The following is a 13,829-nucleotide window of genomic DNA, read 5'->3' on the forward strand; positions in this document are numbered from 1 at the left end:
GGCTAGCGAGAATCCACCCGAACACCCCGGACCGGAGCCCACACCCACGGTTCCGCGGACGGGGTGTTCGACGTGTCCGACCCGACGGGAAGGGCTCGACGCCAGCAGTTTTCACCCACAGGTTTCCTTCGGGTGGGGTTGTCGTGGGACTTCGGGCTCGGCAGAGGCCCCATGCGCAGCGATGACATGCCGGGCTTTCGTAGGGTGGGCGACGATGACCCTCGGGTGCCTGTCGCAGGTACCGGTTGTGCCGCAAGCTGATTGCAGCGACCACATGGCCGCGGCAACCTCTGGAGCAGCATGATTCGCAATATCACCGTCCGCACCCCCGCCGACACCACCTCGTCACGTTGGCGTCAGATCGCCGCGAGCGCCCTGATCGCCGCCGCCGCGGCAGTCAGCACGATGGCAGTGACCGCGCCCGCCGCCCAGGCAGCCACCTTCCAGGACACGTGCGTCGCGCATCCGGGGGCATATGCCAGTGGGGCGGTGCTCGGCGTTTACGCCACGAAGAGAATTGGCAACGACCGGGAAGAATCCTGCAAAGTGTATGACGCACAAAACAAGCTGCTCGGAACCACGTACCAAACCAATTACGGGTTCTACGGAAAGCAGGCGCAGGGCCCCGGCCAGATAAACCCACCGGCCCAGTCGCCTCGTTGATTCACAGCGCGGTTGGCTAGATGGGCCCGCGGATGGGCAGTTCACGTAAGGAGTGCCCCCGTCGATGAAGAGTCGAGCGCGTGGGTGGTTGCTGCCGCGATGTGTGCGATGGCTGCTCTGCCGGCTTGTGGGTGCCGGCCGTCGAGTGCGCCGACGCGGATCGCGAAGACGAGGTCGAACGGCTCCTCGTCACCGGCCAGGGTGAAGTCCTCGATGGCCACGTGGCGTGCGCTCAGGTGGCCTGCGGCGATCTGGTCGTCGGTCTGCGGGGGCCAATAGCCGCGGAAGTCCTCGAACGTCTGCCGGCCCAGCAAGATCGCGTCCGCGCACTCGGACTGCAGTCGGGTCGCCGCCAGCAGCTGCGGATCCTGGTCCGCGGGGTCGAACCAGTCGCCGAGCATCTCGATGGAGCCGTCGAGCGTGATGTTCTGGGTGATTGCGAGTGTCCTCATGCCAATATCGACAAGGCCACGGCCACAGAATCATCGCCAGCGCAGCTTCCGAGCCCAGCCCGGGACGTCGCCCAGCGCCACCCGAGTGGCATCGATGTCGTCGGCGACCTCACGGCACGGCCTGACACGGCCCGCTCCTACAGAGATCCCGTAGCCAAGGGCGGCAGGTTGCCTTGATCGCCGCTAGCGGAATCAAACCGCTGGGTGCGCCGCCGGCCGAGGCGGGCGCGTTCGGTCTCGGACATGCCGCCCCAGATGCCGTAGCGTTCTGCGGCGGTCAGGGCGTGCTTGCGGCATTGCGGGAGAACGGGGCAGTCCCCGCAGATCTGTTTGGCGCGACGTTCGCGCCGAGCGCGGATGGTTCGCTGTTCGCGATCGTCGGGTGTGAAGAAGATGTCGGTGTCGGTGCCGCGGCACGATCCCTCATGTAGCCAGTCCCAGCCTGGGCTACGGTCGGAGTGATTCTCGGTGAAGGTCATTCGGTTTCTCGTCAGGCGTGGCCGGTACGGCGGTTCGTCGTACGCACGTGGAGAGCGGGTGCCTGACGCCGACACAGCAAGTCAGGCACCCGCGCAGTTCGTTCAGTCAAGAAGGCGCTCCTGATTCCTGAACGAACGTGTTGCCGCGGGGAATGCTCTCCCCGCGAAGATTTCTCGTGAACCGACTCGACGCGGGCAGGCGCGGGCCGCTCCCCGTCGAGGCAGGGGTGTCAGTTGGTGGCGGTGGAAACGTCGAACTCGATGGCGCCGAAGCCTTCGTACTCACCGACCCAGCGGCCGGCCTGGTTCATGGGCACTGCCTGCAGGCAACTGCCGGGGAGGATGACCTGGCCGGCCTGGAACTCGACGTCGTAGGCAGCGAGGCGGTTGACCAGCCAGGCGACCGCGGCGAGGGGATTGCCGAGGATGTTGCGGGTGTTGCCGGTGATGACCTCGCGCCCGTTGAAATGCAGGGAGCCGCGCATGTCGCGGAGGGTCAGGTCGGTGATGCGGCGGGGGGTGCCGCCGAGGATGACCGCTCCGGTGGATCCGTTGTCGGCCAGCGTGTCCGGAAGGTCGATGGCCCAGTTCTGGACACGGGAGTCGATGATCTCGATGGCGGGCACCGCGTAGTCGATGGCGTTGATGACATCGGCGACCGTGACGTTGGGTCCGCGCAGACTGCTCTTCAGCACGAATGCGGGTTCGAGTTCGACGAACGGCTCGATGTAGTTTTCCCGTTCGAGGGTGGCACCTTCGTAGGCGAAGATGCTGGCCAGCAAGAATCCGTAATCGGGCTGGCCGAGGCCGAAGGCTTCCTGCATGACCTTCGCGATGTTGCCGAGCTTGTACCCGACCAGGCGGTCACCGCCTGCGATCGCGTGCTCGACGTTGATGCGCTGGACGGCGAAGGCGGAGTCCGCGTCGAGGGCGGGCCAGGTCTTGGTCGGTGCGGTGATCGGTGCACCGTTCACACGTGCGGTCCGCAGGGTGGTCGCGACGTCGTGGAGTTCGGTGGTCTGCATGGGTGTCCTTTTTCGGGTCGATGAGGTCACGTCGGGGTGACCGATGTCAGACGGCGTCGACGGTGCGGTTGCCGAGGCGGAGACCGGGGTGGTCGTCGCGAAGCCGGACGGCACCCTTGCCGTACAGCTTTTCGCGCAGGGTCGAGCCTTCGTATTCGCTCCACACGGTGCCGCGGCGCTGCAGCTCGGGGACGACCAGTTCGATGAAGTCCGCCATGTCCTGGTACTTGACCGCGTGCCCGAAGTTGTAGCCGGCGATACCGGTTTCGTCCATCCACCGGGTCAGCTCGTCGGCCACGGTGGTGGGGGAGCCGACGATGGTGGGGCCGGTGCCGCCGATACCGACGAATTCGGCGATGTCGCGCGGGGTCCACTCCTTGTCCGGATCCATCTTCGAGAACAGATCGACCATGGTCTGCCCGGCGTTGGTCTTGACGTGCTTGAGCGGCACATCGGGGTCGAACTGGGACATGTCCAATCCGGTCCAGCCGCTGTAGCGGGCCATCGCCCCGGCGTAGCTGACCAGCTTGCGGTAGCTCTCGTACTTGGCGTGGGCCTGTTCGTCGGTCGGTGCGCAGACGACGTTGAGCATCTGCAGCACGTGCACGTTGGCCGGGTCGCGGCCGGCCTCGGCGGCGAGGGTGCGCAGGCTGTCGACCTGCTTCTTCAGCGCCGGGATGGACACGGCGTTGACGAACACCGCCTCGGCGCTGGCGGCGGCGAGGGCGCGGCCCTTGGAGGAGCCGCCGGCCTGGAAGATCACCGGGGTGCGCTGCGGGGACGGCTCGCACAGCGCGAAGCCGGGAACGGAGAAGTACTTGCCCTTGTGCTCGATGTTGTGCACCCGGCTCGGGTCGATGTACATGCCGCGCTCGGCGTCGCGGACGACCGCGTCGTCCTGCCAGGATCCTTCCCACAGCTTGTAGCAGACCTCGAGGTACTCGGCGGCCATGTCGTACCGCTCGTCGTGCGGAACCTGCTGTCCGGTACCGAGATTGCGGGCGGCGCTGTCGGAGTAGGAGGTCACCAGGTTCCAGCCGACGCGGCCGTCGGTGAGGTGGTCGAGGGTACTGAACTTGCGGGCCAGCGCGTACGGGTGCTCGTACGAGGTGGACCCGGTCAACCCGAACCCGAGGTTCTTCGTGACCGCGGCCATCGCGGAGACGGCCATGAACGGATCCTGCGCGGGGATCTGTGCGGCATCGGCGAGGGCCGCGTCGGCGTTGCCCTCGTAGATGTCGTGGTAGCCGACGTTGTCGGCGAAGAAGATGCCGTCGAATCGGGCCTCTTCGAGCAGTTTGGCGTACTCGGTCCAGTAGGCGAGGTTCTTGTAGTTCGCGCCCTGGTCCTTCGGGTGCCGCCAGAGGCCGGCCGACAGGTGCGCCGGGCCCTGGTAGTCGAAAGCGAAAAGTCGCATGCGCTGAGACGCCATTGTCTAACTCCGTTCACTTTTTGAACACTTAGTTCATGTGTTGAACAACACTGTAAGAGGTGGAATGTGTGGGCGTCAATACCGCATTTGGTAACGGCTTGCTCGGCACCCCGCTGGGTGAGACCAAGAACGGGCGCTGCACGACGGTCGGTGAGGGGCGTATCGACAGCGGCCCGCCGGCACGGCATATCGCCCTTCGGCAACGGCAACGGCAACGGCAATGCACGCGGCGGCGCGGCGCGTGACGGTCCGCGGCGTCAGGCAGACGTGGTGGTCGGCAGAGCGGTGAGGAAATCGCGCGGGACGGCGGGCCACTGAGCGGGCCACCGGTTCTGGCGGTGGCGCTCGACGAGGGCGTCGATGATCGAGGTGATCGGAGGTCCGGCGTCGACGAGGTAGCGGCTCATCCGGTGCTCGGCGCACTGTGCGGCGAGGGTGGCGAGCAGGGTCTGTGCCTCTTCGAGCCGGTGGTCGGCGGCCAGGCACCCGACGAGGAGGCGTCGGGCCGTCAGTAGTGACCGGTCACGACCGCTGCCGGCGAGCCGGTCGACCGCTTCCTGCGCCCGGGTGCACGCCGAGGAGGTATTGGCAGGGGTGGGGTCGGCGAGCAGGTGCATGACGGCGGTGGACTCGTCGAACTCGGCGACGATCTCGGCGATACCGTCCGGCGGCTGTGATCGGGTGGGGGAGAGGTGGGGAGCAGGCGGGATCGGGAAGAGCGGGTCGTGCAGGTGTAGGCGGATCCGTTCGTTGTCGATGCGCGCGCGCAACCGCGGCAGGTCGAGGGTGCGGGCGATGGTGGTGCCCTCGTCCAGGCGGGCGGCGGCGCCCTCCCGGTCGCCGGTGAGCGCCTTGATCCGGGCTCCGATCACGAAGGGGCCGAGCATGAAATCGACGCCTCCGGTGGACCCGAGCGCGGCGCTTTCCTCGAGAAGCCGGTCGGCCTCGGGTAGCTCGCCGCGTTCGTAGAGCAGCTCACCGAGCACGGCGCTGGCGAGACGGGCAACGTGCGAATGCGGACCGGCCGCGTCGACGGCAATGCGTAGCCCTTCCCGGAAGTGGGCTTCGGTGGTCGCGAGATCGAGTTGCTCGTTGGCGGCGATCCCGGTAATGCAGTGACCCCACACGACGCTGTAGGGGCCGCCGGCGCGGTCGTGGTAGGGCCCAGCGCCGTGCTCGATGCTGCGGGCGGCGTCGAAGTCGAAGCGGTACACCGCGGCGAACGCGGCGATGCCGGCGGCCGCCGACACCACCCAGGGCCGCAGATTCTCCGGCCGGGCCAGGCAGTCCGCGACCAGCTCGGCGATGCCGCTGACGTGATCGGTGAACAGCAGCGATTCCGCGTTCACCACTCCGACTTCGGCGCGCACATCGTCGACCGCCGATTCCGGTATCCGGCCGAGCGTCAGCAGGGAATCGATGCGGTCGAGGGCGGCACGGGCGGGTCCCGGACGCAGGAGTTCGTTGTTCGACCACGCCAGGATCAGCTGCAATCGCATACTCGTCGACACCAGCCGGGGCGGCAGTTTGTCGATCAGCCCGAGCACCGTGGACATCCGGGCGTGCTCGATCAGATCCATGCCATTGTCCTCGACCAGGGTGACCGCTCTGGCCGGATCGCCGGCAGCGAGCGCATGGTCGACGGCTTCGTTGAGAAAGTGGCGTTCCGCGAACCATGCACTGGCGGCACCGTGCAGTTCGGTGATCTTCTCCGGCTGGTCGCGCTCGAGACGGTGTTGCAGGAACTCGGCGAACAGGTGGTGATAGCGGAACCAGCGGCCGTCCTCGTCGGTCCGGCGCAGAAACAGATCCTGCTCTTCGGTCTTCTCGAGCATCGCCTGCCCGTGTGGATCCCCGGTCAGGGCGGCAGCCAGTGAGCCGCACAGTCGCTCGCAGATCGAGGTCGCCAACAGGAAGTCGAGCATCGAGGGATCGAGATGGTCCAGGACGTTCTCGGCGAGGAACTCCCCGATCGCCTGGGTGCGGCCGGTGAGTCGCTCGATGAGGGTGGTCGAATCCTCGCGGCCGCGCAGGGACAACGACGCGAGCTGCAGCCCCGCCACCCAACCATCGGTGGTTTCGGTCAACGCGGCGACGTCGCGGCCGGTCAGAGTCAGGCCGCCGACGTCGACGAGAAAGGACTGCGACTCGGTTGTGTCGAAACGCAAAGTGTTGGAGTCGATCTCGACGAGTTCGTCGTGCATCCGCATCCGGCTCAGCGGCAGGCCGGTGCGGGATCGGCTGGTGACCAGGATCTGCAGGTGGTGACAGCCCTCGATGAGCAGAGTGCGCAGCACACCGAGCGTGTCCGTCGAGGTGGCCCTGTGCCAGTCGTCGAGGACGATCACGATGCGCTGACCGCTCTCGTGGATCCGGTCGATCAGCGCACTCAGCACGAACCGCTGCGCGTCGCCGCTGTGTTCCTCCAACTGCTGGCGCAGGTTCCCGGTCACGTCCGGTCGCACCCGTTCGATCGCTTCGACCAGATGGGCCAGGAACCACACCACGTTGTTGTCGTCCCGGTCGACGGTGAGCCAGGCGACCGCGCTGCCCTCGTCCGCGAGTGCCTGACGCCACTGGGCGGCGAGGATGCTCTTGCCGTACCCGGTGGGAGCGTGAATCACGATCAAACGCCGCTGCCCGCCCTGGCGGAGCAGGTCGAGCAGACGCTCACGCGGGACCAACGCCCGCGCCGATTCCGGGGGACGGAACTTCGTCGCCGGTGACGGCGGCGGTGTCAGCGACCCGGTGGGCGTCACCGGCGCGGTCCCGTAGAAGATCACGCCGGGGGTGTGGGACCCGCTGGTGGTGGGCGGCGGGTGGGAGGCGGCGGCGCCGGGCAACGGCAGTGGATCGACCGGCACACCGGTGAGCTCCTGCACCTCTCGCAGTTCCTCACCGAATGCCGCGGCAGTGGCGGGACGGTCGGGCGCGGCGGTGGCCATGGCATGTTCGATCGCCGCGCACACCTGGTCGGGAATCGTCCCCCCGCGCAGATCCGGGATCGGATGCGAGCTGACCCGCAGAAACTGGGCGACGAGGCGTTCACCCGAGCGCCGCTCGAACGCCGCGTGGCCGGTCAACGCGCAGAACAACGTTGCGCCGACGCTGTAGATGTCCGCGGCGGGCTCGGGCGTGTCGCCGCGGAGCACCTCCGGCGCGGTGAACGCCGGCGATCCGGTCACCGTGCCGACGGTGGTCTCGAAGCCGCCCGGGATCCGCGCGATCCCGAAGTCGGTCAGCTGCGGTTCCCCGTAATCGGTGAGCAGGACGTTCGCCGGCTTGACGTCGCGGTGCACGATGCCGGTCCGATGTGCCACCTCGAGCGCCCCGCACAACTTCACCCCCAGATGCAGCACCGACTGCCAGTCGAGCGGACCCTCGCTGCGAATCAGCGACTCGAGCGAACCGCGAGAATGCAGCTGCATCACCAGGTAGGGGTGCCCGCTGCCGGTGGTCCCCACCTGCAAGATGGTGACGATATTCGGATGACCGGAGAGCCTGCCCATCGCCCGCTGCTCCCGCAGAAAGCGCTCCAGATTATCGGGATCGAGATCCGAGGTGAGCACCTTGACCGCCACCGTGCGATCGAGTGACGGCTGGACGCAGCGGTAGACGATGCCGAACCCACCACGACCGATTTCCTGTGCGTCGTCGAACCCGTCCGCGTGCAGCTCACCGGGAAATCCCGGCGCCGGCCCGCGCTGGGTGCGAAAAGGGTCGACCTCGGACATGACGGCGACCTATCTCACCCGCACGCCTGCGAGCCCACACCACACGGCCCGAATGAGGCGAGCGGGCACAGACCCAGGCGTAGTGCTGTTCGTTTCGCCGCCATATTTCTTCTCCAGACACCTCAGGATAGGCGTTCGGTTCATCCCGCGAACCGAATCGCCCCGGCTCACCATCCCCCGGCTGTGCTGGTCAGGGTGGAACTCGACGCGGGCGCGGTGCCCCGTGAAAACCTCGATGGCGAGGCGGCTGCCGGTAGGTGCGCCCACGGCGGGCCACTACGGGAGGCCACCTTGCCGGGCTCCGTCCATGTTGGGTCGCGCGCCGGCCTCACACCCTCGATGTATCCACTTTGTGGTCGGTGTGTTCAATTTGTGGATACTCGTGTAGAAACAAAGCCCATGCGCGCAATCCAGGTTTCTCGCCTTGGTGATCCGAATGTCCTCGAAGTCGCCGTGATTCCCGATCCCCAGCCCGGCCCGGCCGATCTTCTCGTCCGGACCGAAGCGATCGGCGTCAACTTCATCGACACCTACTTCCGGACCGGGGTGTACGCACACCCGCTGCCGTACGTTCCCGGCGACGAGGGCTCCGGCGTGGTCGAGACCGTCGGCGCTGACGTGCGCGACTTCGCTCCCGGCGACCGCGTCGCCTGGTGCGGGGCATCCGGCAACTACGCCGAGAAGGTGGTCGTGCCCGCCGCGGTTGCGATCGCGGTGCCGGAGGGTGTGCCCGCGCCGCAGGCGGCGTCGGCACTGGCGCAGGGCCTGACCGCCCATTACCTGGCGAACTCCACGTACCCGGTGCAGTCCGGCGACACCGTGCTGGTCCACGCCGGTGCCGGCGGAGTGGGGCTGCTGCTGACCCAACTCGCGACGAGGCTCGGGGCCCGGGTGATCACCACCGTCTCGTCGGATCCGAAGGAGAAGTTGTCGCGGGAGGCCGGCGCGGCCGAGGTGCTGCGCTACGACGACGACATCGCCGCCCGCGTCCGCGAACTCACCGACGGCGAGGGCGTCGCCGTGGCCTACGACGGTGTGGGTGCATCCACGTTCGAGGCGAGCCTCGCCTCCGTCCGGATCCGTGGCACCCTCGCCCTCTTCGGCGCCGCGAGCGGACTGGTGCCGCCGTTCGACCCGCAGCGGCTCAATCCCGCAGGGTCCCTGTTCCTCACCCGTCCCACCCTCGCGCACTACGTCCGCACCAGGGAGGAACTGACCTGGCGGGCAGGGGAAGTGTTCGGGGCCATCGCGGACGGTTCACTGCACGTCCGTGTCGGCGCGCAATACCCGCTCGAATGTGCCGCCGACGCGCACCGGGCCTGGAGGGCCGGAGGACGACCGGTGCCGTCGTGCTCGTGCCCTGACAACTAGAGGCGATACGCCTTCTTTGCTGCGGTCGGCCCATCCGACTGGACGCACAACGATCGACGAGTTGCGAATGATCGCGCGGTTTCGCGCCCCCGGCATACAAGCCCCCGGAGCCCGGCCAGTGGAAATGGGCCTCGACATCAGCCCGGAGAGAACATGATGGACCAACCACCTCCCAGCCGGACAGAAGCCTTCCGCGTCGACGACGCTCATCGCGGCGTCGGCATCGATCGGTATCTTCTTCGGAGCGTTCCTCGGAGGACGGCTCACCGACCGCTTCGGCCGCCAGGCCCTCTACACATTCGATCTGATCGGCGTCATCGTCTTCTCGGTCGCACAGTTCTGGGTGCACGACTTCTCGTGGCTGTTTGTGCTCCGGATTCTGATCGGAGTATCGATCGGGGCGGACTATCCCATCGCCACATCACTTTTGACCGAGTTCACCCGAAGAAGTACCGAGGCCCCTTCATCGGTGCCCTCACCGTGATGTGGTTCGTCGGTGCCGCCGCCGCCTACGTAGTCGGTGACGTCCTCACCCGAGTCAGCGATCAGGGATGGCGATGGATGCTGGCCAGCGCCGCGGTGCCCGCTGCCCTGACCGTGCTCGCCCGCATCGGAACGCCGGAGTCGCCCCGTGGCTCGCCAGTCAGGGGCGCATCGACGAAGCCACTGCAGTCATCACGAAGATCTTCGGCCCGCACGCCGTCGTCGAGAACGAGTCCGGGCTCCGCGCCGGGGGAGTCGGCGCGCTCTGGAAGTCGGGATACCTCGGCCGAATCCTCTTCGTCACCACGTTCTGGACCGCAGCAATCGTGCCGCTGTTCGCGGTCTACCCCTTCGGCCCGAACATCCTCGCAGGCCTCGGTCTCGACGGGCGAATGGTGAACATCGGGTCAGCCTTCATCACGATCCTGCTCCTGGTCGGCTGCGTCATCGCGATGGCGGCCATCAACAAGTTGGGTCGCCGCACCCTGTTGATTCAAAGCTTCGCGTGGTCGGGACTGACTCTGCTCCTTCTGGGTTGTTCCCGGACAGTCCCGTTGCTGTCATCCTGTGCCTGTTCGCAACCTATGCGATCTTCACCGGGGGCGCTCAAGTCCTACAACTCGTATACCCCAACGAACTCTTTCCGACCGAAATCAGAGGCAGCGCGGAGGGATTGGCCTCATCACTCAGCCGAATCGGCGGTGCCGTCGGTACCTACCTGGTCCCGATCGCCCTGGACCGCTGGGGCATCGGACCGACCATGCTCGGCGCTGCCGCGGTCACCTTGGCGGGCCTCGCTGTCAGCGTCGCCTGGGCGCCCGAAACACGCGGCAAGGCGCTCGCCGACACAGCGCGAATCTGAGCCCAGTCCCTGTGCCGCCGGCACGGTGCACAGGCACCGGCTGCTCGATCTGGTCGGCTGAAATGCTCGAGCGTCGAGTTCGCCAGGAGACATACGTGCGTACAATTCACGTGGCGAGGTTAATACCCGCGTCCGACCCGATGGGCGTGCATCGTCTGGCTCAAAACCGGGAGTGATTCGTGTCGAACCTGACAATCGGCGACTTGGTAGCCATGAGGCAACTTGCGTGCAGCGTGGTCGCCGGCGCGGCCGGTGCAGGACGGACCGTGGTGTGGGCGCACGTGTGCGAGTTGCCCGATCCGTGGAACTGGCTCAGTGCCGACGACCTACTGTTGACCACCGGGATGAGTCTGCCGGCAGCGGCTGACGGACAGACGCAGTTCATTCGCCGTCTCAGCGAGGCAGGTTTGGCCGGTATCGCGATCGGCGACGACCTGCAAGCGCCCCCGCTCACGCCAGACATGCTCTCCGAAGCCGACGACCTGAGCTTCCCCGTTCTCTCGGTCGGTCATGCCACACCCTTTGCGGCGATCGGCCGCACCGTCGCCATCGCAGCCCAGAGCGTCCAGGTCAGTCGAATTGCCCGCCTGAGCCGGCTCTATGACGCCACGCAAGCGGCACCAGAGGACGAGACATCGCTGCTCGATCGACTGTCGGCGGAACTCGGACACCAGCTCCATGTCGTTGATGTCGAGCTCGGGAGCGAGGTGCTCCGTGATGCACACCCACTGGACGAGGAACTCATCGGTCAGCTTCGCAGCCGCGTCGGCGGCCGGCTCGACCGTCTTCCGCCGAGAATGGCGATCGAAACCGGTGCCGGAACCACGGCGACAGCATTCCCCCTCGCCACCCACCGCAAGTGCATGCTCGTCGCGGCAGGGACCACCGACCTCGAAGTCGATGCCTTCGTGCTGCTACACGCCCAGAGCCTGGTCGGCGTCGAAGTCGAGCGCGTAACCCGCGAACGCGAACGCACCGATACCGTGCGGGCGGAGCTTCTCGAGCACATGATCACCGGATCGATCAGCGCGGATGCCGCCACCCCTCGGCTCGGGCAACTGGGATTGGCCGACACGGACTGGTGCGTCATCGGATTCGACGCCCCTCACCTCCAGACCGCTCGCACGCTCATCGGAGACCGCGGATTCCCCTACCTCTCGTGTTCCGCGGGGGCGGAGGGCTACCTGATGGTCCCGAGCGCCGACGCCGACCTGGCGGCGGATCTCCTCGACCACCACATCGATTCGATGGGCATGTCGGCACGGAACGCGACGACTCAACGGGTGCCGGACAGCGTTCGTCAGGCCCGGTGGGCCCTCCAGGCCGCGCGTGCGGCCGGCGGCGGCCTTGCCGAGTATTCGACCGCGGCGCCCCTGTTTCTTCCCCGCACATTGACCGAAGCGCATTTCGCGACGCGGGCAGTGCTGGGGAAGGTCATCGATTACGACGCGGCCAATCACAGTGATCTCATCGAGACTCTCGATGTATTCCTGTCCATGGACCGAAACTGGTCGGCAACTGCAGAAAAGCTTGTCATCCACCGGCAGACACTCGGATACCGACTTCGCAAGATCGAGGGTCTGACCGGCCGAAGCATGAAGAGTTCCGCCGACATCGCCGACTTCTGGATGGCACTGATCACCCGCCGGATCAGTACCGGCCAGAACTGACCCGCGTAGCCCCATTACAGGGCCTTACCGCCCGCCCGCCCGCGAGACGAGAGGAGAGGAGAGGAGAGGAGACAATGTCGAGACTCACCGTCGGTGACCTCATCGCGATGGACCAGCTCGGGTGCGCTGCCGTTGCCGGCATAGGGGGCCTCGATCGACGGATTGTGTGGGCGCACACCTCGGAACTCGACCCCTGGGACTGGCTGGGAGCGGACGAGCTGCTGATGACTGCCGGTTTGTGTGTGCCGTCGGACGAACGGACACAGTGCACGTTCGTCGAACGCCTCCACGAAAAAGGACTGGCGGGCGTCATCATCGGAGACGATGTGACAGCGCCACCCCTGACGGCCGCGATGCTGGCCGATGCCGACAGACTGAACTTCCCCATCCTTCGGTGCAGCCACACCACCCCGTTCGCGGCCATCGGACGGACCGTGGCTCTTGCGAGTCAGAGCGTTCAAGTCAGCAGGGTCGCACGACTGAGCCGACTCTACGAACACGCACGCTCAACCTCACTGGCGGAGACGAGTCTCCTGGTCAGGCTTTCTCGAGAACTTCAATACACCTTGCACGTCGTCGACGTCGAGCACGGTACCGACGTTCTTCCCACGGACAATCCACTGTCCGACACAACCATCCGGTCATTGACGTCGCGCGTCGCCGGGACACTCGACCGCCTCCCCGCCCACCTCACGCTCGGAGAAGGTGCGGACTACGTGATGACCGCCCATGCACTCCCCACTCACCGCAAGTGCATGCTGGTCATGGAGGGAAGCCCGGCCACGGATGTCGATGCCTTTGCACTGCTGCACGTGCGGAGCCTGATCGGCGTCGAAGTCGAAAAAGTCACCAGGGACCGGGAGTACGCCGACGAAGTCGGTGCAGCCCTGCTGCAGAGAATCCTCGCCGGCTCCGACGCAACCGACGCCGTCACACCACTCCTCGAAGACTTCGACCTGGGCCGACCCGAATGGACCGTGTTGAGCTTCGGTACCGACTTCCTTCCCGCTGCCAGGACGATAGCGGGAGACCGCGGTGTTCCCAACATGACCGCCATACTCGACGAACACGCATACATGCTGCTCCCCAGCGGGCGAAGTTCCGAGACCATCGACCTGCTCAGCGGAAAGACCCGGGCGATGGGAGTGTCGCCCTCGGCTACCACGATCGGACAAATCTCGGACAGCGCTCGCCAGGCGAGCTGGGCCTTGGACACCGCCAGATCAACCGGTGTACCCGTCGCCCGATACTCCACCGATGCGCCACTGTTCGTGCCGCGCACCCGAACCGACGCCCGGCATGCCACCGACGCAATCCTCGGCGATCTCCTCCTCTACGACCAGGGCCACGAGTCGCACCTCGTCGAGACCCTCGAAACCTTCCTCACACACAACCGAAGCTGGACCGCGACTGCCGATCGGCTCGGAATCCACCGGCAGTCCCTGGCTTTTCGGCTCCGGAAGATCGAGTCCGTGACAGGACGAAACCTGAAGGCATCATCGGACATCGCGATGCTGTGGCTTGCGCTTCGCGCACGCGCCCACGCGAGCGCACTCACCGACTGAACGGGAACCCACTCTCGCGTACGGAAGAACCTCCGGCAGGGTGCGGGCCGTCGAGACCCACCCCACCGGAGGTTCTTTCCACATCAGCCGACC

The 13,829-nt window shown here is 66.5% G+C and carries 10 protein-coding genes and 2 pseudogenes; 7 read left to right on the plus strand and 5 right to left on the minus strand.

What is annotated here, in order from left to right; translation table 11 throughout:
• Nucleotides 1-300 precede the first annotated feature (300 nt).
• Entirely contained in the window at nucleotides 301-663 is a 363-nt protein-coding gene (locus RJ1_RS46920) for a hypothetical protein (protein WP_073366641.1), read from the plus strand.
• Nucleotides 664-704: 41 nt separating this feature from the next.
• On the opposite strand, the gene RJ1_RS49405 is transcribed toward RJ1_RS46920, so the two are convergent.
• The 4 genes from RJ1_RS49405 to RJ1_RS32800 all read right to left on the minus strand — a co-directional run bounded on the left by RJ1_RS49405 (nucleotide 705) and on the right by RJ1_RS32800 (nucleotide 4,051).
• Nucleotides 705-1,115 (minus strand): dihydrofolate reductase family protein, encoded by a 411-nt coding sequence (locus tag RJ1_RS49405; protein WP_378380895.1) that lies wholly within the window; start codon nucleotides 1,113-1,115, stop codon nucleotides 705-707.
• A gap of 137 nt (nucleotides 1,116-1,252) precedes the next feature.
• Nucleotides 1,253-1,594, minus strand: a complete 342-nt coding sequence (locus RJ1_RS32790) for a WhiB family transcriptional regulator (protein ID WP_073366642.1) — start codon at nucleotides 1,592-1,594, stop codon at nucleotides 1,253-1,255.
• 230 nt (nucleotides 1,595-1,824) lie between these two features.
• Nucleotides 1,825-2,619: a 2-keto-4-pentenoate hydratase gene (locus tag RJ1_RS32795; protein WP_073366678.1), complete on the minus strand. Its 795-nt coding sequence runs from the start codon at nucleotides 2,617-2,619 to the stop codon at nucleotides 1,825-1,827.
• 46 nt (nucleotides 2,620-2,665) lie between these two features.
• Complete coding sequence (locus RJ1_RS32800) at nucleotides 2,666-4,051, minus strand: LLM class flavin-dependent oxidoreductase (protein WP_073366643.1); 1,386 nt, start codon at nucleotides 4,049-4,051, stop codon at nucleotides 2,666-2,668.
• Between the two features lie 68 nt (nucleotides 4,052-4,119).
• Between RJ1_RS32800 and RJ1_RS46925 the strand changes: the two genes are divergently transcribed.
• Nucleotides 4,120-4,296 carry a hypothetical protein gene (locus tag RJ1_RS46925; RefSeq protein ID WP_162850350.1) on the plus strand — a complete coding sequence of 59 codons (177 nt, stop codon included), beginning with the start codon at nucleotides 4,120-4,122 and terminating at the stop codon, nucleotides 4,294-4,296.
• Between the two features lie 12 nt (nucleotides 4,297-4,308).
• Here the strand turns inward: RJ1_RS46925 and RJ1_RS32805 are convergent, their stop codons facing one another.
• Nucleotides 4,309-7,785: a serine/threonine-protein kinase gene (locus RJ1_RS32805; RefSeq protein WP_073366644.1), complete on the minus strand. Its 3,477-nt coding sequence runs from the start codon at nucleotides 7,783-7,785 to the stop codon at nucleotides 4,309-4,311.
• Nucleotides 7,786-8,184: 399 nt separating this feature from the next.
• On the opposite strand from RJ1_RS32805, the pseudogene RJ1_RS32810 reads away from it, so the two are divergent.
• The 5 genes and pseudogenes from RJ1_RS32810 to RJ1_RS32825 all read left to right on the plus strand — a co-directional run bounded on the left by RJ1_RS32810 (nucleotide 8,185) and on the right by RJ1_RS32825 (nucleotide 13,736).
• Nucleotides 8,185-9,149 (plus strand): annotated as a pseudogene (locus RJ1_RS32810) (quinone oxidoreductase family protein).
• 239 nt (nucleotides 9,150-9,388) lie between these two features.
• Nucleotides 9,389-10,121 (plus strand): annotated as a pseudogene (locus RJ1_RS48100) (MFS transporter); the annotation flags it as partial.
• Nucleotides 10,122-10,144: 23 nt separating this feature from the next.
• Nucleotides 10,145-10,501: an MFS transporter gene (locus tag RJ1_RS48105; protein ID WP_255284922.1), complete on the plus strand. Its 357-nt coding sequence runs from the start codon at nucleotides 10,145-10,147 to the stop codon at nucleotides 10,499-10,501.
• 179 nt (nucleotides 10,502-10,680) lie between these two features.
• Nucleotides 10,681-12,171, plus strand: coding sequence for a PucR family transcriptional regulator (locus tag RJ1_RS32820; protein WP_073366645.1), 1,491 nt, complete (start codon nucleotides 10,681-10,683; stop codon nucleotides 12,169-12,171).
• 74 nt (nucleotides 12,172-12,245) lie between these two features.
• Nucleotides 12,246-13,736, plus strand: coding sequence for a PucR family transcriptional regulator (locus tag RJ1_RS32825; protein WP_073366646.1), 1,491 nt, complete (start codon nucleotides 12,246-12,248; stop codon nucleotides 13,734-13,736).
• Nucleotides 13,737-13,829 lie beyond the last annotated feature (93 nt).

The sequence above is a fragment of the Rhodococcus jostii NBRC 16295 genome (genome assembly GCF_001894825.1).
Lineage (GTDB): Bacteria > Actinomycetota > Actinomycetes > Mycobacteriales > Mycobacteriaceae > Rhodococcus_F > Rhodococcus_F jostii.

What these genes read in the sequence shown, in the direction of transcription:
- RJ1_RS32790 (WP_073366642.1), bottom strand. Translation starts at nt 1,594, where the DNA reads ATGACCTTCACCGAGAATCACTCCGACCGTAGCCCAGGCTGGGACTGG.
- RJ1_RS32795 (WP_073366678.1), bottom strand. Translation starts at nt 2,619, where the DNA reads ATGCAGACCACCGAACTCCACGACGTCGCGACCACCCTGCGGACCGCA.
- RJ1_RS49405 (WP_378380895.1), bottom strand. Translation starts at nt 1,115, where the DNA reads ATGAGGACACTCGCAATCACCCAGAACATCACGCTCGACGGCTCCATC.
- RJ1_RS32825 (WP_073366646.1), top strand. Translation starts at nt 12,246, where the DNA reads ATGTCGAGACTCACCGTCGGTGACCTCATCGCGATGGACCAGCTCGGG.
- RJ1_RS32805 (WP_073366644.1), bottom strand. Translation starts at nt 7,785, where the DNA reads ATGTCCGAGGTCGACCCTTTTCGCACCCAGCGCGGGCCGGCGCCGGGA.
- RJ1_RS32800 (WP_073366643.1), bottom strand. Translation starts at nt 4,051, where the DNA reads ATGGCGTCTCAGCGCATGCGACTTTTCGCTTTCGACTACCAGGGCCCG.
- RJ1_RS46920 (WP_073366641.1), top strand. Translation starts at nt 301, where the DNA reads ATGATTCGCAATATCACCGTCCGCACCCCCGCCGACACCACCTCGTCA.